This is a genomic window from Streptomyces sp. NBC_01260 (genome assembly GCF_036226405.1).
Classification (GTDB): Bacteria; Actinomycetota; Actinomycetes; order Streptomycetales; family Streptomycetaceae; genus Streptomyces; species Streptomyces laculatispora.
In genome coordinates this window covers 2,157,549-2,175,700 of sequence record NZ_CP108464.1, presented here as the reverse complement: position 1 = coordinate 2,175,700, position 18,152 = coordinate 2,157,549, and the positions used below count along the sequence as shown (strand labels likewise).

The following is an 18,152-nucleotide window of genomic DNA, read 5'->3' as shown; positions in this document are numbered from 1 at the left end:
CGAGGAGAACACGATGTTCGCGGTATCGCTGGGGGACGACGGGGCCGAGCTGCGGCCGCTGGAGATCTGGCAGGCGCAGGAGTTCCTGGACCACATGGACCGGGCGCGGGACCTCATAGACCCGTGGATCCCGTTCGCCTCCTTCGCCACCGACCTGGAATCCGCGCGAGACCTGCTGCGCCGGTACGCGGAGAAGCAGGCGGCCGACACGGGCCGGCTCTACGGGATCTGGCTGAAGGGCACCCTGGTCGGCGGGGTCCTCTTCCGGATCTTCGACGCGGAGTCCGGGAACTGCGAGATCGGCTGCTGGCTGGAACCGGCCGCCGAGGGGCACGGCCTGGTGACCAGGGCGGCGACCAGGCTGATCGACTGGGCGGTCCTGGAGCGCGGTATGCACCGGGTGGAGTGGGACGCGTCCGCCGCGAACACCCGGAGCATCGCCGTGGCCGCGCGGCTCGGGATGAAGCGGGACGGCGTGCTGCGCCAGAACTACCTGTACCGCGGTGTGAGACACGACTCGGAGATCTGGTCCGTGCTGGCCCCGGAATGGCGGGCCCGGCAGAGCTGAGCCGGGGTGCGGGAGCGGGGTGCCGCCGGACGTTAAGAAGGTTCTCATCCGGGGCACCTAGCGTGCGGGAAATGAACCCCACCACTCCCACTACTCCCACAGCTCCCGTCGCCGAGGGCGACGAAGAGAAGAAGACGGCGAAGAAGGCCGTCACCGACACCGCCGGCGCCAAGGACGCGGCGGCGCGACCCGACACGGCGGGGCAGCACGACGAGGCGGGCACGGAGTCCGGAGAGCCCACGGACCGCGACGCGGACGCCGACCTGGACGCGGCGGAGCAGGACTTCGACCTCGACCTGGACGGTGACGAGTCCGACAACGAGTCTGCCGGTCTCGGCACCGCCGCCGCGGCCGTCGTCTCCGTCGGCCTCGGGATCGTCTCGCTCACCGGGGCCTGGAGCGGCCGGGTCGCCGCCGAGCGCGAGACGCTGATCGGGCAGATCAAGACGTCGTCCGGCGGCTCCGCCGCGCAGCAGATCTCCGAGATCTACGGCGACGCCTGGCACGCCACCGCCCTGGTCAACGGCCTCTTCGGGCTCGTCGCCCTGCTGGTCGGCATCTACGTCCTGGTCCGGCCCGCGTTCGGCGCCCCGTCCGCGCGCCCGCAGGCCGGCTGGGTCCGTGCGGTGGCCATGGGCGGCATCGCGCTCGGTGCGATCGGTGTGCTGATCTCCGTCGGCATGTACTTCGACCTCATCGTCGCCCTGCCCACGGCGGCCGCGGCGGCTACGGGAAGCTGACCCGGCGGGCGGGTACATCCCCTCCCGCCCTTCCCGCCCCGCACTTCCCTCCCGTACGGCGTCTCCCGGAGCTGCCTAAGGCATCCGCGGGGGCGTTCACGGCCCTTGTGCGGTGACGTAGGCATCCGCCTAAGGCGCCGGCCCGTCAGAGATGCGGAACTCGCCCGATGCGGCGACACCCCCTGGGGGACGAAAGTGGAGGCACGGCAGACGAACTGCCGCCACCCGGGCCCAACGGGCCCTCGTCACCAGGGGGAATCGCATGTACACGCTGGAACTCCAGAAGATCAGGCAAGCCGAACTGATCCGTCGCGCCGACACCGAGCGGCTCGTCCGGGAAGCGCGTCGCGCCGACCGGGCCGCCCGCGGTTCGGCACGCAAGGAGCGTGAGAGGACGGTGAGCGCGGACGGGGAACGGGAACGGTTCGCGCACGCCGCGTAAGGGCCGAAAGGCGATGTCTGTCCGGCTTCCCGGCTCCGAGCTGTCGGACCCGTATGCGATGCTCGGCTCCGTGGAGACCAGGTCAGTCAGTCCCGTGTTCGTCGGCCGCGCAGGTGAACTCACCTCGCTCACCGACGCGCTCGCCCGTGCCACCGCGGAAGGCGCCGGTCCGGACGGCTGCGTCTGCGGAGAGCCGCAGGCGCTGCTCATCGGTGGCGAGGCGGGCGTGGGCAAGACGCGTCTGGTCGAGGAGTTCCTCACGGTGGCCGCCCGCCGCGGGGCCGTCGTCGCCGTGGGCGGCTGCGTGGAGATCGGCGCGGACGGCCTGCCGTACGCCCCCTTCTCCACGGCCCTGCGCGCCCTGCGCCGCGCCCTCCCCGACGAGATGGCCGCCGCCTGCGCCGGACAGGAGGGCGAACTGGCCCGGCTGCTTCCCGAACTCGGCGAGCCGGGCCCGGACTCGGCCGACGAGCACGGCACCGCCCGGCTCTTCGAGCTCACCGGCAGACTGCTGGAGCGCATCTCGGCGCAGCGCCCGGTCGTCCTGGTCCTGGAGGACCTGCACTGGTCGGACGCCTCCACCCGGCACCTCCTCACCTACCTGTTCCGTACGCTGCGCAGCGGCCGCCTCGTCGTGATCGGCACCTACCGGGCCGACGACATCCACCGCCGCCACCCCCTGCGCCCGCTCCTGGCCGAACTGGACCGGCTCCGCACCGTCCGCCGCATCGAGCTCGCCCGCTTCAACCGCGCCGAGGTCCGCCGTCAGCTGGCCGGCATCCTCGCGGACGCCCCGGAACCGGCCCTGGTGGACGAGATATTCGAGCGCTCCGACGGCAACGCCTTCTTCGTCGAGGAGCTCGCCTGCAGCCTGGAGTGCGGCGACGGGGCCGGAGTCCCCGACTCACTGCGCGACCTCCTCCTCGTCCGGGTCGAAACACTCACCGACGACGCCCAGCGGGTCACCCGGGTCGTGGCCGAAGGCGGCTCCGCCGTCGAGTACGAACTGCTGGCCGCCGTCGCCGGCCTCACCGAGGACGACCTCATCGAAGCCCTGCGGGGAGCGGTCGGCGCCAATCTGCTGCTCACCACCGCGGAGGGCAACGGCTACCGCTTCCGGCACTCCCTGGTCCGCGAGGCCGTCAGCGACGACCTGCTGCCGGGCGAACGCTCCCGGCTCAACCGCCGTTACGCCGAAGCGCTGGAGGCCGACCCCACCCTCGTCCGCGACGGCGAGCGCGCCACCCGCCTGGCCAGCTACTGGTACGGCGCGCACGATGCCGCCAAGGCCCTGCCCGCCGTACTGAAGGCCTCCGTCGAAGCACGTCACCGCAACGCCTTCTCCGAGCAGCTGCGGCTGCTGGAAAGGGCGATGGAGCTGTGGGACGACGCTCCCGAAGCGATACGCGCCACCCTGCGCCCCATCGACTACGCCGAGGTCTACCCGGCCTGCGGCCGCGACAGCGCCACCCCCCTCAGCTACCTCGACCTGATGGCCGAAGCCACCGTCGCCGCCCGCTTCGGCAACGACCGCGAACGGGCCCTCACCATCTGCAAGAAGGCCCTGCGCATCCTGGAGAGCGAGGACGACGCGCTGCGCGCCGCCTGGTTCTGGGTCCAGCGCTCCCATCTGATCCAAGCCCTCACCCGGGGCGACGGCTGGGACGAGCTGGCCACCGCCGAGGAGCTGGTCCGTGGACTGCCCCCCTCGGCCGTCCACGCGGAGGTGCTGATGAGCGTGGCCGGCTGGGGCGCCCTGCACCGCCCCGGTGCCCAGACCCTCGCCGCCGCCGACCGGGCCGTGGAGTACGCCCGGCTGGTCGGCAACGAGTACATCGAGCTGCACGCACGCCTCACCCGGGGCTGGCTGACCGCCGACGCCGGAGACGTCGACGACGGCATCGCCGAGATGTACGCCGTCCGCGACCGGGCCGACGAGCTGTGCCTCATCGGCGTCATGGGCCGCGCCAGCATCAATCTCCCCTCCACCCTCGAAGCCATGGGCCGTTCCCTGGAAGCCGTGGCCGCCGCCGACCACGGGATCGAGATCTGCCACAGCCACGGCATCGCCGACACGGAGGCCTGGGTCCGCACCAACCAGGCGATGTCCCTGTTCTCGCTCGGCCACTGGGACGAGGCCCTGGCCACCACCGAGGCCGCTGCCCGCACGGCGCTGTCCCGCAAGCCCCAGGGCCTGGTCGCCGCCCGCCGCACCGAAGTGGCCCTGGCACGAGGAGATTTCGCCGAGGCCGAACGGCAACTCGCACTGAACAAGCGGAGCTTCGGCTCCCGGGACCCGCAGCCCCAGCACTTCATCAACGCCGTGCGCCACACCGTCACCCTCGCCGTCCAGCAGGGCCGCCTCTCCGAGGCCCGGACGGCCTTCGAGGCCCAGGCGGAGGTGGGCTTCCCGACCGGCACCCAGCGCTACGCCCTGCCCCTGCTGCACGTCGTCGCGGCGGCCGAGGCCGACGCCCGCGGCCTGCCCGCCACCGAGCCGGGCCGGCCGGCGAACCTCGCCCTGATCCGCACCCACCTCAAGCGACTGCCGATGGCCGTCCCCGTGTGGGCGGCCTACGGTCTGCTCGTCGATGCCGAGCTGGCCCGTGCCGAAGGCCTCGACACCCCTGATCACTGGTCCCGCGCGGCGCAGGCCTTCAGCCCGCTGCACCGGCCGTACGAACTGGCCCAGATCCGCCACCGCTGGGCCGAGGCCCTGCTCGTGGCCTCCGGCGACCGGCCCACGGCCACCGCCCTGCTGCGCGAGGCGCACGCCACCGCCCTGCGCCTCGGCGCCCGCCCGCTGACCGAGACCATCGAGCTGCTGGCCGGCCGCGCCCGCATCACCCTCACCGTCCCCGACGCACCTCGCGGTCCCGGTTCGGGCGTGGGCATGGGCCCCGGCCCGGGCGACGAGATCCTGGTGGCTGTCACGGTCCCGGACGGCGACGGCGCCACCGACGAGCAGACCGGTCGCGACCACCCCGAGGAGCAGCTCCGGGCCGCCGCTGCCGCCGCGGTGGAGTCCTTCGGGCTGACCCGGCGCGAACAGGACGTGCACCGGCTCGTCGCCGACGGACACACCAACCGCCGGATCGCCGAGGAGCTCTACATCTCGCCCAAGACCGCGAGCGTGCACGTCTCCAACATCCTGGCCAAGCTCGGGGTGGCGAGCCGGGGCGAGGCCGCCGCACTCGCCCACCGGCTGCGTCTCTACCGCACGCCGACGGGTTCCTAAGGCCTCTGGCCGCGCTCCTCGGCCGCACCGCCGGAACCCTGGTCCCCGGGGTCCGGGTCGCCGGGGACCTTGTCCTCGGGCTCTGCGTCCCCGGCGTCCGGCCGGCGGACCACCACCTTGCCCGAGGTGAGGTCTATCGGGCCGCGCGCCGGGTCGCCGATGCCGAGATCGACCCGGCTCAGCTCCAGCCGCCGCTGTTCCTCGGCAGCGTGCTTGCGGCCCGGTGCGAAGAGTTCCTCGAAGAAGTTGAACACGGGCCGCGCACCCTTCCGCCTGCTGTAGCCGCTACCGCACCTCAAGCACCAGGATCTTGTCGTCTCCCGGTTTCGGGGTGCCACGGGTGTCCGTCTCGCTCGTGACGAGATAGAGCTTGTTGCCGCCGGCCGCGAGCACGGTGCGCAGACGGCCGTACTTCCCCTTCAGGAACGACTGCGGGGCCGCCAGAGGTTCCTTGTCCGCCGTACCGGACAGCGGAATCCGCCAGAGCCGCTCACCGCGCAGAGCGGCCATCCAGATGGAACCCTCGGCGAAAGCGATACCGCTCGGGGACGCCTCGGACGGCTTCCACTGTGCCACGGGATCACGGAACCCCGCCTTGCCCGCCTTGCCCTCGACCTCCGGCCAGCCGTAGTTTCCGCCCGGCACGATCAGGTTCAGCTCGTCCCAGGTGTCCTGGCCGAATTCGGACGCCCACAGCCGTTTGTGGTTGTCCCAGGCCAGCCCCTCCACATTGCGGTGACCGTACGAATACACCACGGAGTCGGCCTGCGGATTGCCGTGCAGCGGCTCGCCGTCCGGCGTCATCCGCAGGATCTTGCCGGCCAGCGACTTCTTGTCCTGCGCGAGGCCGCGGTCCCCTGTCTCGCCGGTCCCCGCGTACAGCATGTGGTCCGGGCCGAAGGCGATCCGTCCGCCGTTGTGGAGGGAGCCCTTCGGGATGCCCCGCAGAATCGTGTCGGGAGCGCCCAGCAGCTGACCGGGTGTCGTCCCCTTCTCGTCGTAGAGCATGCGGGCGATGCGGTTGTCCGAGGCCGTGGTGAAGTACGCGTACACCAGATGGTCCGTGCCGAAGGTGGGGGAGAGCGCGATTCCCAGCAGCCCGCCCTCCCCGGCGGGAGCCACGCCGGGCACGGTGCCCAGCAGTGTCTTCTTCCCGCTCTTCGCGTCGACCCTGGTGATCGTCCCCTTGTCGCGCGAGGACACCAGCAGGTCACCGTCCGGCAGGGCCGCGAGACCCCACGGCGAGTCCAGTCCCTCCGTGAGGGTCGACACCACCTTCACCGAGCCCTTCGCGGGCGGCAGATCGGCCGCGGGACGCGAGGCGGACGGTGAGGCCCCCGGGTTCGACTCGGCCGTCGCGGACCCGGCCGGTGATCTCGCACCCTGGCCCGCCGCGCTCTGCGCCCCCTCTTGCGAGGAGCACCCCGCGGCGAGCACCAGGGCACCGACCGCCAGCACGGCCACCGCGCCGCGCCGCGCTCCCGTCCCCGCATGCCGCCGCACCACGCGATCGTTCCCGTGACGCGTCAGGTGACGCCCCACCGGGTCCTGCCCAGATCCGAACACCGCACCGATCCCTTCGACGGCCGCCTGTCCCCTGTTCTTACACCGCCGCCCGGCCCGAGGTGCCCCATGACGGCCGACTTTCTCGATCAGCCGTCAGCCGTTGGCGGTCGCGGACCGGCCGCCCCGGTTCCACCCCGCCGCGGCCCACCTCCCCGAGCTCAGTCCCACGACTCCCGCGCCGGCGGCAGCCGGTCGATCTCCGCCAGGTCCTGCGCCGTCAGTGTCAGACCGGCCGCCCCCGCGTTCTCCACCGCCCAGCGCTCCTGCTTGGTCCCGGGCACCGGAACCACCTGCGGCCCCTGCCGCAGCGCCCAGGCCAGCGCCACCTGTGCGGGCGTCGCCCCGTGCCGTTCGGCAACCCGGCGCAGCCCCACCACCACCGGCTGGTTCGCCGCCATCATCTCGGCGGTGAACCGCGGATGCCTGGCCCGCAGGTCCTCCGGCTCGAAGCCCTGCCCCGGAGTGAGCGTCCCCGTCAGATATCCGTTGCCCAGCGGCATCGCCGCCAGGAACCCCACACCCCGCGCCGCACACCACGGAAGCAGCGACTCCAGCGCCTGGGGCGACCACACCGAGAGCTCCGCCTCCACCGCGCTCACCGGGAAGACCTGCTGCACCCGTTCCAGTTGCCGGATCGTTCCGTCGTGCATCCGCGCACCCGGCCGGCGCGAGGCCCGCGCCCCGACCGCGCACAGCCCGAGCGCCCGCACCTTCCCCGCGGTCACCAGCTCCGCCATCGCACCCCAGGTCTCCTCGACAGGCACCTCGGGGTCGGCCCGGTGCAGTTGGTACAGATCGATCACATCGGTCTGCAGCCGTCGCAGCGAGGCGTCGCAGGCCCGCCGCACATAGCCGGGCCGGCCCTGGGCGACGATGTGCTGATCGCCCACCACCAGCAGCCCGCACTTGGTGGAGACGAATGCCTGCGCACGGCGCCCCTTCAGCGCCCGTCCCAGCAGCAGTTCATTGGTGAACGGGCCGTACATGTCGGCCGTGTCGAGCAACTGGACGCCCGCGTCGAGCGCCGCGTGCACCGCGCGCAAGGCATCGTCGCCACGCTGCTGCGAGGCGCCGTACGCCCAGCTCATCGGCATGCAGCCGAGACCGACCGCGCCCACGGCGAGCGCCGCCGCACCGAGACTCCTGCGCTCCAACTCCCCGAACCCTCCCTCGGCCCCGCCGCACGGGACCACTCCGCACCCACAAACTAACCTCTGCTCCCCGCGCGCCTTCGCATAGCCTCCTGACCATGACTTCCACCACGAATTCCACCGCGGTCCCCGACGCGTGGCTGCCGATCGAGGCCGACGAGATCGACGGACTCCCCGAGGGTCTCAACTACCGATTCTGGGACGGCGGGCAGGACTACCCGGCCGACCCCGCGGACTGTGCTTTCTACGTCGTTCCGTACATGAAGGGCCCCGAGGTCGCGGTCCGTCCGCTCGCCGGGATGAGCGCGGTGCGGGTCGTGCAGACCCTCTCCGCGGGCATCGACCACATCGAGCCGGGGCTCGGTCTGCTGCCCGCCGGGGTGCGGCTGTGCAACGCCAAGGGGGTCCACGAGGCGTCCACCGCCGAGCTGACCATCGCCCTGATCCTCGCCTCCCTGCGCGGCTTCCCCGGGTTCGTGCGCGGCCAGGACAACGAGGAGTGGCGGTCCGGGTTCTACCCGGCGCTCGCCGACAAGTCCGTACTGATCGTGGGGTACGGATCGATCGGCTCCGCGATAGAGGACCGGCTCGCGCCCTTCGAGTGTGCGCGGGTGGCGCGCGTCGCACGCTCTGCGCGGACAACCGCACGCGGTCCCGTACATACGCTCGACGACCTGCCCGCACTGTTGCCCGAAGCCGACATCGTGATTCTGTCCACCCCGTTGAACCCCTCCACACAGGGGCTGGTGGGCGCGGAGTTCCTCGCGGCGATGAAGGACGGCGCGCTGCTGGTGAACGTCGCCCGTGGCGGTGTCGTCGACACCAAGGCCCTGCTGTCCGAACTCGAGTCCGGCCGGCTGCACGCCGCGCTCGACGTCACCGACCCGGAACCGCTCCCTTCCGGCCATTCCCTCTGGCATGCTCCGAACGTCCTGATCACTCCGCATGTGGGCGGCAGCACCTCGGCGTTCCTGCCTCGTGCCAAGCGCCTGATCGCCGGACAGCTCAGCCGTTTCGCCGCGGGGGATCCGGTCCGCAACGTCGTGCGTACCACCGGCTGAACACGCTGCGAGCACGTACCGCGGCGCCCCGTGCCGACAACTGCCCAGGTCGTCACGGAGAGTAGAGGAACTATGGCCCTGCGTGACGAGTCTGGTGTATCGTCCGAAAGGGAGGCTGCGCCGTGGAAGGGACGGTGCCGGGGAGGAAGCCACACGCGAGGGGGCGACGGGCGATGTACGGCCGATGGGCGAACGATCCGACACGGCGGGGCGGCCGAAGGCCGCCGGTGATGCGTCCGGTGCGCCGGCGCCGCAGCCGTCCGGAGACCTCGGGGGCACCCCGGTGAGCGCGCCGGCGAGCATCCGCGGAGCGTTGCAGGACCGGCGGTCGGCCGTCGGGCGGACGCCCGCGCTGCTCCCGCAGCTCCTCCTCGGCCTCGCCTGCGCCGGATACGCGGTGGGTGCGTGCCTCGGCTGGGGGTCGGCGCAACTGGCGGTGTTCATGGGTGACTTCGGCCTCAGTACCGCCGCCCTGGCCGCCGCCGTGTCGTGCTTCCTCTTCGCCCGCGCGGCGGGCAACCGGTTCCGGCCGGCCTGGCTGCTGTTCTCGCTCTCCTCGCTGATGGCGGCCGGGGGCAACGCGGTCTGGGGCTGGTACGAGTTCGTGCGCGGGCTCCCGGTGCCCAGCCCCTCCCTCGCCGACCTCTTCTACCTCTGCTTCGCGCCGCCCGCGATCGTCGGACTGCTCGTCCTGGCCAAGCGCCCCGTCACCAGGGCCGGCTGGCTCTGCCTGGCACTCGACTCCTGGCTGATCGGCGGATCACTCCTCACGCTCTCCTGGAGCCTCGCCCTCGCCCATACCGCGCATCTGGCGGACGTCGAGGGTGCGAGCGTGGCGCGGGCGGCGCTCTCGCTGGCCTACCCGCTGCTCGACATCGTGCTGGTCTCCATGGTGCTCGCGCTGCACTTCCGGCGGTCCAGCGTCAACCGCGCCGCGGTGAACACTGCCATCGCCGCTCTCGCCCTGACCGTGCTGTGCGATGCCCTGTTCACCTCGCCGCTGCTGCGACAGACCTACCATTCCGGCCAGTTGCTCGACGCCGGCTGGTTCGCCGGTTCACTGCTCCTCGCGTACGCCCCCTGGGGGGCGGGCCGCGAGGAAGACAACGCTGTCCAGCCGCGGCCCGAGCCGCGTACCACCAGCCGCCCCATCGCCGGTTCGCTGGCCGCGCTGACGCCGTATCTCGCCGCCGCCGTCTGCACCCTGGGCATCCTCTACAACGTCATCGAGGGCCGCAGGGTGGACCGCGTCGTGGTCTTCACCGGATGCACGGTGGTGCTCGCACTGGTCGTCCGGCAGGGCATCATGCTCGTCGACAACATCGCCCTCACCCAGGAACTGGCCCAGAAGGAGAACCACTTCCGCTCCCTGGTGCAGGGTTCCAGCGACGTCATCATGATCGCCGCCCCGACCGGCATACTCCGCTACGTCAGCCCCGCAGCCTCCGGTGTCTACGGGCGTGAGGCGGACGACCTCATCGGCGCGGAACTGGCCTCGATCATCCACCCCGACGACCTGGGCGGGGTGGTGCACGAGGTGCGCCGGTTCCTCGCCGCTCCGCCGGCCGAGGAGCCCACCACCCGTATCGAGTGCCGCTTCAGGTCCGGCAGCGGCGAATGGCTGAACGTCGAGTCCACCGTCAACCGCCACCAGGGCGGGCTGATCCTCAACAGCCGTGACGTCACCGAACGGGTCCGGCTGCAGGCCCAGTTGCAGCACAACGCTGAGCACGACCCGCTCACCGACCTGCCCAACCGGGCCCTCTTCACCGACCGGGTCCGCCAGACCCTCGGCGGCCGCCGGTCCGGTGACGCGGGCACCGCCGTGCTCTTCATCGACCTGGACGGCTTCAAGGCGGCCAACGACCGGCTCGGCCACCAGGCGGGCGACGAGCTCCTCATCCAGGCCGCCCGCCGCCTCCAGGACTCCGTACGGGCCGGGGACACCGCCGCCCGGCTGGGCGGTGACGAGTTCGCCGCCCTCATCGTCGGTGACGGCAGCCGCGAGCAGACCGCCCGTGAGTACCAGGTCCACGAGATCGCCGACCGGCTGCGCCTCACCCTCTCCCAGCCCTACCGGATCGCCGCCGGCGAGGTCCGGGTCACCGCCTCCATCGGGGTCGCCTTCGCCGAGCCCGCCATCACCCCCAACGACCTCATGCGCAACGCGGACCTCGCCATGTACCGCGCCAAGGCGGCCGGCAAGGACCGCGTCGAGCTGTACGCCCCGCAGATGCAGGCCGAGGTGGTGCGCCGCTCCGAGCTGGCGGTCCGGCTGCGCACCGCACTGCGCGACGGCGAGTTCGCGCTGCTCCATCAGCCCGTGGTGCATCTGACCAGCGGTACGGTCGCCGCCGTCGCGGCACAGGCCCGCTGGCGCTCCGCCCAGGGCATCCTGTTCACCCCCGCCGAGTTCCTCCGCGTCGCCGAGGACAGTGACCGCACCGCCGAGCTGGGCCGCTGGCTCCTCGAAGAGGCCGTCGAGCAGGCCGCCGACCGGGCCAGTGCCGGGCATCAGGTCTCCGTCGCCGTCCGGCTCTCCGCCCGCCGGCTGCTCGACAAGGGGATGGCGTTCGGCTCCGTCGAGGCGCTGCTCACCCGCTACGGGCTGCCGTCCGGGGCGCTGATGATCGAGGTCTCCGACAGCGACCCGAGGGTCTCCTTCGACGAACTCGAACAGCGGCTGGTGGCCCTGCGCCGTCTCGGCGTGCGCATTGCGCTCGACGGCTTCGGCAGCGGATACGCAGCGATCAACGCCCTGCGCCGGCTCCCCATCGACGTACTGAAACTGGACCGCGGTCTGGTCGAGGGTGTCGTCGAGTCCGCCCGGCTGCACAAGATCACCAGCGGGCTGCTGCGGATCGCGTGCGACCTCGGCATGCAGTCCGTGGCCGACGGCGTCGACATGCCGGAACAGGTCCTCGCCCTGCGCGCCATGGGCTGTACGCACGGCCAGGGCATGGCCTTCTCCGGACCGCTGGACGAGTACCGGCTGCGCCGCGCCCTGATCCGCGGCGAGTTCCCGGTGCCCGGCAGCCCGGCCGCGCAGCCGGTCCTGGCGGGCGGCTCGATCCCACTCCTCACCGGCTCACATGCTGAGACGCCCGTCCCACCCACTTGACACGTCGAGTGCGTCGGAGAGAGGGTCAATGCCATGCGCACCCGAATTCTCGTACTTGGAAAGCGCGTCGGCTGAAGCAGAGTCCCTCAATGACACTCTGCAGACCGCACCGGCGCGCTCCCCTCGCTTGCCTCACGGCACGAGGGGTTTTTTGTTGCACCGGTACTACGCAAAACGTCGTAAAACACTCGCAAAAACCCTCAGCTTCGAGAAGAGAATGCCGATGACCGAGCAGGCCACCGGGGCCCACCATCCCCAGCCGCGCGCCCGTAACGGCGGATCGTCGTCCGCCACCGTTGAGCACGTCACGGGCGCGCAGTCCCTCATCCGCTCCCTCGAGGAGGTGGGGGCCGACACGGTATTCGGCATTCCCGGCGGCGCCATTCTTCCGGCGTACGACCCGATGATGGACTCCACCCGGGTCCGTCATGTGCTGGTCCGCCACGAGCAGGGCGCCGGCCACGCGGCCACCGGCTACGCGCAGGCCACCGGCAAGGTCGGCGTCTGCATGGCGACGAGCGGCCCCGGCGCGACCAACCTGGTCACGCCGATCGCCGACGCCTACCTGGACTCGGTGCCGATCGTCGCGATCACCGGCCAGGTGGCCTCCGCCGCCATCGGCACCGACGCCTTCCAGGAAGCGGACATCGTCGGCATCACGATGCCGGTCACCAAGCACAACTTCCTGGTCACCAAGGCGGAGGACATCCCGCACACGATCGCCGAGGCCTTCCACATCGCCTCCACCGGCCGTCCGGGACCGGTCCTGGTCGACATCGCCAAGGACGCGCTCCAGGCGAAGACCACCTTCAGCTGGCCGCCGACCCAGGACCTGCCCGGCTACCGGCCCGTCACCAAGCCGCACGCCAAGCAGATCCGCGAGGCCGCCAAGCTCATCGTCCAGGCCAAGCGCCCCGTGCTGTATGTCGGCGGCGGCGTCATGAAGGCCGGGGCCACCGCCGAACTCAAGGTGCTGGCCGAGCTGACCGGAGCGCCCGTCACCACCACACTGATGGCGCTCGGCTCCTTCCCCGACAGCCACCCGCTGCACGTGGGAATGCCCGGTATGCACGGTGCGGTCACCGCCGTCACCGCGCTGCAGAAGGCCGACCTGCTCGTCGCCCTGGGTGCCCGGTTCGACGACCGGGTCACCGGCAAGCTGGACAGCTTCGCCCCGTACGCCAAGATCGTGCACGCGGACATCGACCCGGCGGAGATCGGCAAGAACCGCGCCGCCGACGTGCCGATCGTCGGTGACGCCCGCGAGGTCATCGCCGACCTCGTCCAGGCGGTCCAGGCCGAGCACACCGAGGGCCACACCGGCGACTACGCCGCCTGGTGGAAGGACCTCAACCGCTGGCGCGACACCTACCCGGTCGGCTACGACCTGCCGGAGGACGGCAGCCTCTCGCCACAGCAGGTCATCCAGCGCGTCGGTGAACTGGCCCCGCCGGACACGATCTTCGCGGCGGGCGTCGGCCAGCACCAGATGTGGGCCTCGCACTTCATCAAGTACGAGCAGCCCGCCACCTGGCTGAACTCGGGCGGTGCCGGGACGATGGGGTACGCGGTGCCGGCCGCGATGGGTGCCAAGGCCGGTATGCCGGACCGCACGGTCTGGGCGATCGACGGTGACGGCTGCTTCCAGATGACCAATCAGGAGCTCACCACCTGCGCGCTCAACAACATCCCGATCAAGGTCGCGATCATCAACAACGGCGCGCTCGGGATGGTCCGCCAGTGGCAGACCCTCTTCTACAACCAGCGGTACTCCAACACCGTGCTGCACTCCGGCGCCGACACGGACGGCATCCCGGCGAAGGGCACCCGGGTGCCCGACTTCGTCAAGCTGTCCGAGGCCATGGGCTGTTACGCGATCCGCTGCGAGGACCCGGCCGACCTGGACAAGGTCATCGCCGAGGCCAACGCGATCAACGACCGCCCGGTCGTCGTCGACTTCATCGTCCACGAGGACGCCATGGTGTGGCCGATGGTCGCCGCCGGCACCTCCAACGACGAGGTCATGGCAGCCCGCGGTGTCCGCCCCGACTTCGGCGACAACGAAGACGACTGAGAGACAGAGAGAGACCGACTTCCATGTCCACCAAGCACACGCTCTCCGTCCTGGTCGAGAACAAGCCCGGTGTCCTCGCCCGGATCACCGCCCTGTTCTCCCGCCGCGGCTTCAACATCGACTCGCTCGCGGTCGGTACCACCGAACATCCCGACATCTCCCGCATCACCATTGTGGTCAATGTCGAGGGCCTGCCACTGGAGCAGGTGACCAAGCAGCTCAACAAGCTGGTCAACGTCCTGAAGATCGTCGAACTCGAGCCCGCCGCTGCGATCCAGCGTGAGCTCGTCCTGGTGAAGGTCCGCGCAGACAGCGAGACCCGTTCCCAGATCGTCGAGATCGTCCAGTTGTTCCGCGCCAAGACCGTGGACGTCTCCCCGGAGGCCGTCACGATCGAGGCGACCGGCGGCGCCGACAAGCTGGAGGCGATGCTCAAGATGCTGGAGCAGTACGGCATCAAGGAGCTCGTCCAGTCCGGCACCATCGCCATAGGACGTGGCGCGCGCTCGATCACCGACCGGTCCCTGCGCGCCCTCGACCGCACGGCGTAGCCGCCGGCTCGCCGCTCGTATGGCGAGACCCGAAAACGTAACTGACGCACCCCGCCGTACGGTGGGACGCAACACCTGCACACCAAGGAGAAGACCCAGTGGCCGAGCTGTTCTACGACGACGATGCCGACCTGTCCATCATCCAGGGCCGCAAGGTCGCGGTCCTCGGTTACGGCAGCCAGGGCCATGCCCATGCGCTGTCGCTGCGTGACTCGGGTGTCGACGTCCGTGTCGGTCTGCACGAGGGTTCCAAGTCCAAGGCGAAGGCCGAGGAGCAGGGCCTGCGTGTGGTGTCCCCGGCCGAGGCGTCCGCCGAGGCCGACGTCATCATGATCCTGGTCCCGGACCCGATCCAGGCGCAGGTCTACGAGGAGTCCGTGAAGGACAACCTCAAGGACGGCGACGCGCTGTTCTTCGGCCACGGTCTGAACATTCGTTTCGACTTCATCAAGCCGCCGGCCAATGTCGACGTCTGCATGGTCGCCCCGAAGGGGCCGGGGCACCTGGTGCGCCGCCAGTACGAGGAGGGCCGCGGTGTTCCGTGCATCGTGGCCGTCGAGCAGGACGCCACGGGCAAGGGCCTGGAGCTGGCGCTGTCGTACGCCAAGGGCATCGGCGGTACCCGGGCGGGCGTCATCAAGACGACGTTCACCGAGGAGACCGAGACCGACCTCTTCGGTGAGCAGGCCGTTCTCTGCGGTGGTACCGCCGCCCTGGTGAAGGCCGGGTTCGAGACGCTGACCGAGGCCGGCTACCAGCCGGAGATCGCGTACTTCGAGTGCCTCCACGAGCTGAAGCTCATCGTGGACCTCATGTACGAGGGCGGTCTGGACAAGATGCGCTGGTCGATCTCGGAGACCGCCGAGTGGGGCGACTACGTCACCGGCCCGCGCATCATCACCGACGCCACCAAGGCCGAGATGAAGAAGGTCCTCGCCGAGATCCAGGACGGCACCTTCGCCAAGGCCTGGATGGCCGAGTACCACAACGGTCTGCCCAAGTACAACGAGTACAAGAAGGCCGACAGCGACCACCTGCTGGAGACCACCGGCCGCGAGCTGCGCAAGCTCATGAGCTGGGTCAACGACGACGACGCGTAACACCGATGCCTCAGGGGCGGGTCCCCGGACCCGCCCCTGAGACGTCAGCCCTGCTTCACCGCTGGAAGAGGCGGCGTCGTACGTGTGTACAAGTCGTCCAGCCTCATGTGGGTGATCCTTCCAACGGGGCGCAGTATGCGCCGTCGCGCATGACTACACTTCTTCACACATACACGCGTCAGGCCCACAGTGTCGTGCGTCTTCCACGCGGCAAGCCCCTCCACCGCCTGCGGCCGTCGGGACGGCCGTCCGCACTGGACCTGTGAGGACTCACGTGAGCTCGAAACCTGTCGTACTCATCGCTGAAGAGCTGTCGCCCGCCACGGTGGACGCCCTGGGCCCGGACTTCGAGATCCGGCACTGCAACGGCGCGGACCGCGCCGAGCTTCTCCCCGCGATCGCCGATGTCGACGCCATCCTGGTGCGCTCCGCCACCAAGGTCGACGCCGAGGCCATCGCCGCCGCGAAGAAGCTGAAGGTCGTCGCCCGCGCGGGCGTCGGCCTGGACAACGTCGATGTCTCCTCGGCCACCAAGGCCGGTGTGATGGTCGTGAACGCGCCGACCTCCAACATCGTCACCGCCGCCGAGCTGGCCTGCGGTCTGCTGGTCGCCACCGCGCGCAACATCCCCCAGGCCAACACCGCCCTCAAGAACGGCGAGTGGAAGCGCTCCAAGTACACCGGCGTCGAGCTGAGCGAGAAGACCCTCGGTGTCGTCGGCCTCGGCCGCATCGGTGTCCTGGTCGCCCAGCGCATGTCGGCCTTCGGCATGAAGATCGTCGCGTTCGACCCCTATGTGCAGCCCGCGCGTGCCGCACAGATGGGCGTCAAGCTCCTCTCGCTGGACGAGCTGCTCGAGGTCTCCGACTTCATCACCGTGCACCTCCCCAAGACCCCGGAGACGCTCGGCCTGATCGGTGACGAGGCGCTGCACAAGGTGAAGCCCTCGGTGCGGATCGTCAACGCCGCACGCGGTGGCATCGTCGACGAGGAGGCGCTCGCCTCCGCCCTCAAGGAGGGCCGCGTGGCCGGCGCCGGCCTCGACGTGTACACCAAGGAGCCCTGCACGGACTCCCCGCTGTTCCAGTTCGACCAGGTCGTCTGCACCCCGCACCTCGGCGCCTCCACCGACGAGGCCCAGGAGAAGGCGGGCATCGCGGTCGCCAAGTCGGTGCGCCTCGCCCTGGCCGGTGAGCTCGTACCGGACGCGGTCAACGTCCAGGGCGGCGTCATCGCCGAGGACGTCCGTCCCGGACTGCCGCTCGCCGAGAAGCTCGGCCGGATCTTCACCGCGCTCGCGGGCGAGGTCGCGGCCCGCCTCGACGTCGAGGTGTACGGCGAGATCACCCAGCACGACGTCAAGGTGCTCGAACTCTCCGCGCTCAAGGGTGTCTTCGAGGACGTGGTCGACGAGACCGTGTCGTACGTGAACGCCCCGCTGTTCGCGCAGGAGCGCGGTGTCGAGGTCCGCCTCACCACCAGCTCCGAGTCGCCCGACCACCGCAACGTGGTCACCGTCCGCGGCACGCTCGCCAACGGCGAGGAGGTCGCGGTCTCCGGCACGCTGGCCGGTCCCAAGCACCTGCAGAAGATCGTCGCGATCGGCGACCACGACGTGGACCTGGCGCTCGCCGACCACATGGTCGTGCTGCGGTACGACGACCGCCCGGGTGTCGTCGGCGCGGTCGGCAAGATTCTCGGTGAGGCCGGGCTGAACATCGCGGGCATGCAGGTCTCGCGGGCCGATGTGGGCGGCGAGGCGCTGGTCGTCCTCACCGTCGACGACGACGTCCCGCCGTCGGTGCTGGCCGAGATCTCGGCCGAGATCGGCGCGGCCTCGGCGCGTTCGGTGAACCTCACCGACTGAGTCCCTCCCGCAACCCCCGTACCCGGCATCTAGACGTGTGTCTTACACAGACGTCTGCGTGCCGGGTACGCTGCTGTCATGGGACATCGTGAGGATCTGCTCGAAGGCGCCAAGCGCTGCCTGCTGGAGAAGGGGTACGCCCGGACGACGGCACGCGACATCGTGGCTGCCTCCGGTACGAACCTCGCCTCCATCGGCTACCACTACGGCTCCAAGGAGGCCCTGCTCAACCTCGCCTTCATCAAGGTGACGGAGGAGTGGGGTGACGTGATGACCGACAAGGCCGAGGGGGACGCCGCCGGCGAGGACGCGTCCCAGGCCCCGCTCGACCAGTTCCGCGAGACCTGGGAGCGGGTGATCGGCAGCTACGAGCAGACCCGGTCGGTCTGGCAGCTCCAGATGGAGGTCATCTCCAGGATCGACACCGACCCCGAACTGCAGAAGGCCCTGGCCGGCCCGCAGCGCGAGGGCCGGAACGGGCTCGCCGAGAACATGCTGGGCATCGACCCGGAGACCGATCCCGAGAGGGCGCGGGTGGCCGGACTGTTCTGCCAGGCACTGCTCGCCGGTGTGATGGTCCAGTGGATGATGGACCGTGATTCGGCACCGTCGGCGAAGGACCTGACGGACGGGCTGAAGGTGGTCCTGGAGGGGCGGGAGCGCTAGGCCGGGG

At 70.7% G+C, this 18,152-nt stretch carries 14 protein-coding genes; 11 read left to right on the top strand and 3 right to left on the bottom strand.

The window, feature by feature from the left end; all coding sequences use genetic code 11:
* Positions 1-13: 13 nt before the first annotated feature.
* The 4 genes from OG322_RS09455 to OG322_RS09440 all read left to right on the top strand — a co-directional run bounded on the left by OG322_RS09455 (position 14) and on the right by OG322_RS09440 (position 4,988).
* Positions 14-568 (top strand): GNAT family N-acetyltransferase, encoded by a 555-nt coding sequence (locus OG322_RS09455; RefSeq protein WP_123461809.1) that lies wholly within the window; start codon positions 14-16, stop codon positions 566-568.
* A gap of 71 nt (positions 569-639) precedes the next feature.
* Positions 640-1,308, top strand: coding sequence for a hypothetical protein (locus tag OG322_RS09450; RefSeq protein ID WP_329306288.1), 669 nt, complete (start codon positions 640-642; stop codon positions 1,306-1,308).
* Positions 1,309-1,570: 262 nt separating this feature from the next.
* Positions 1,571-1,750, top strand: a complete 180-nt coding sequence (locus OG322_RS09445; RefSeq protein WP_123461811.1) for a hypothetical protein — start codon at positions 1,571-1,573, stop codon at positions 1,748-1,750.
* A 13-nt stretch (positions 1,751-1,763) separates the two neighbouring features.
* On the top strand, positions 1,764-4,988 hold the full coding sequence (locus tag OG322_RS09440) for a helix-turn-helix transcriptional regulator (protein ID WP_443066533.1): 3,225 nt from the start codon (positions 1,764-1,766) through the stop codon (positions 4,986-4,988).
* Here OG322_RS09440 and OG322_RS09435 read toward each other — a convergent pair.
* From OG322_RS09435 to OG322_RS09425, 3 genes are all read right to left on the bottom strand, one after another.
* Positions 4,985-5,242, bottom strand: coding sequence for a DUF6191 domain-containing protein (locus OG322_RS09435; protein ID WP_123461812.1), 258 nt, complete (start codon positions 5,240-5,242; stop codon positions 4,985-4,987). The two genes, OG322_RS09440 and OG322_RS09435, sit on opposite strands and share 4 nt — an antisense overlap.
* 31 nt (positions 5,243-5,273) lie before the next feature.
* Positions 5,274-6,452 (bottom strand): PQQ-dependent sugar dehydrogenase, encoded by a 1,179-nt coding sequence (locus OG322_RS09430; RefSeq protein ID WP_123461813.1) that lies wholly within the window; start codon positions 6,450-6,452, stop codon positions 5,274-5,276.
* Between the two features lie 260 nt (positions 6,453-6,712).
* Positions 6,713-7,708 carry an aldo/keto reductase gene (locus tag OG322_RS09425; RefSeq protein WP_123461814.1) on the bottom strand — a complete coding sequence of 332 codons (996 nt, stop codon included), beginning with the start codon at positions 7,706-7,708 and terminating at the stop codon, positions 6,713-6,715.
* A 95-nt stretch (positions 7,709-7,803) separates the two neighbouring features.
* Here OG322_RS09425 and OG322_RS09420 point away from each other — a divergent pair, with 95 nt between their 5' ends.
* The 7 genes from OG322_RS09420 (at position 7,804) to OG322_RS09390 (ending at position 18,145) form a co-directional block, all read left to right on the top strand.
* Positions 7,804-8,766 carry a 2-hydroxyacid dehydrogenase gene (locus tag OG322_RS09420; RefSeq protein ID WP_123461815.1) on the top strand — a complete coding sequence of 321 codons (963 nt, stop codon included), beginning with the start codon at positions 7,804-7,806 and terminating at the stop codon, positions 8,764-8,766.
* 184 nt (positions 8,767-8,950) lie between these two features.
* On the top strand, positions 8,951-11,887 hold the full coding sequence (locus OG322_RS09415) for a putative bifunctional diguanylate cyclase/phosphodiesterase (protein WP_241200157.1): 2,937 nt from the start codon (positions 8,951-8,953) through the stop codon (positions 11,885-11,887).
* 217 nt (positions 11,888-12,104) lie between these two features.
* The gene (locus OG322_RS09410; protein WP_123461816.1) at positions 12,105-13,961 is read left to right on the top strand and encodes an acetolactate synthase large subunit; all 1,857 of its coding nucleotides are present in this window, start codon (positions 12,105-12,107) and stop codon (positions 13,959-13,961) included.
* Between the two features lie 23 nt (positions 13,962-13,984).
* Positions 13,985-14,512, top strand: coding sequence for an acetolactate synthase small subunit (gene ilvN, locus OG322_RS09405; protein ID WP_073738667.1), 528 nt, complete (start codon positions 13,985-13,987; stop codon positions 14,510-14,512).
* A 98-nt stretch (positions 14,513-14,610) separates the two neighbouring features.
* Complete coding sequence (ilvC, locus tag OG322_RS09400) at positions 14,611-15,612, top strand: ketol-acid reductoisomerase (RefSeq protein ID WP_123461817.1); 1,002 nt, start codon at positions 14,611-14,613, stop codon at positions 15,610-15,612.
* Positions 15,613-15,886: 274 nt separating this feature from the next.
* A complete protein-coding gene (gene serA, locus OG322_RS09395) occupies positions 15,887-17,479 on the top strand; it encodes a phosphoglycerate dehydrogenase (RefSeq protein WP_123461818.1) in 1,593 nt (530 codons plus the stop codon).
* A gap of 78 nt (positions 17,480-17,557) precedes the next feature.
* A complete protein-coding gene (locus OG322_RS09390) occupies positions 17,558-18,145 on the top strand; it encodes a TetR/AcrR family transcriptional regulator (RefSeq protein ID WP_123461819.1) in 588 nt (195 codons plus the stop codon).
* Positions 18,146-18,152: the final 7 nt, after the last annotated feature.

What these genes read in the sequence shown, in the direction of transcription:
- OG322_RS09455 (WP_123461809.1), top strand. Translation starts at nt 14, where the DNA reads ATGTTCGCGGTATCGCTGGGGGACGACGGGGCCGAGCTGCGGCCGCTG.
- OG322_RS09450 (WP_329306288.1), top strand. Translation starts at nt 640, where the DNA reads ATGAACCCCACCACTCCCACTACTCCCACAGCTCCCGTCGCCGAGGGC.
- OG322_RS09445 (WP_123461811.1), top strand. Translation starts at nt 1,571, where the DNA reads ATGTACACGCTGGAACTCCAGAAGATCAGGCAAGCCGAACTGATCCGT.
- OG322_RS09440 (WP_443066533.1), top strand. Translation starts at nt 1,764, where the DNA reads ATGTCTGTCCGGCTTCCCGGCTCCGAGCTGTCGGACCCGTATGCGATG.
- OG322_RS09420 (WP_123461815.1), top strand. Translation starts at nt 7,804, where the DNA reads ATGACTTCCACCACGAATTCCACCGCGGTCCCCGACGCGTGGCTGCCG.
- OG322_RS09415 (WP_241200157.1), top strand. Translation starts at nt 8,951, where the DNA reads ATGGGCGAACGATCCGACACGGCGGGGCGGCCGAAGGCCGCCGGTGAT.
- OG322_RS09410 (WP_123461816.1), top strand. Translation starts at nt 12,105, where the DNA reads ATGCCGATGACCGAGCAGGCCACCGGGGCCCACCATCCCCAGCCGCGC.
- ilvN (WP_073738667.1), top strand. Translation starts at nt 13,985, where the DNA reads ATGTCCACCAAGCACACGCTCTCCGTCCTGGTCGAGAACAAGCCCGGT.
- OG322_RS09390 (WP_123461819.1), top strand. Translation starts at nt 17,558, where the DNA reads ATGGGACATCGTGAGGATCTGCTCGAAGGCGCCAAGCGCTGCCTGCTG.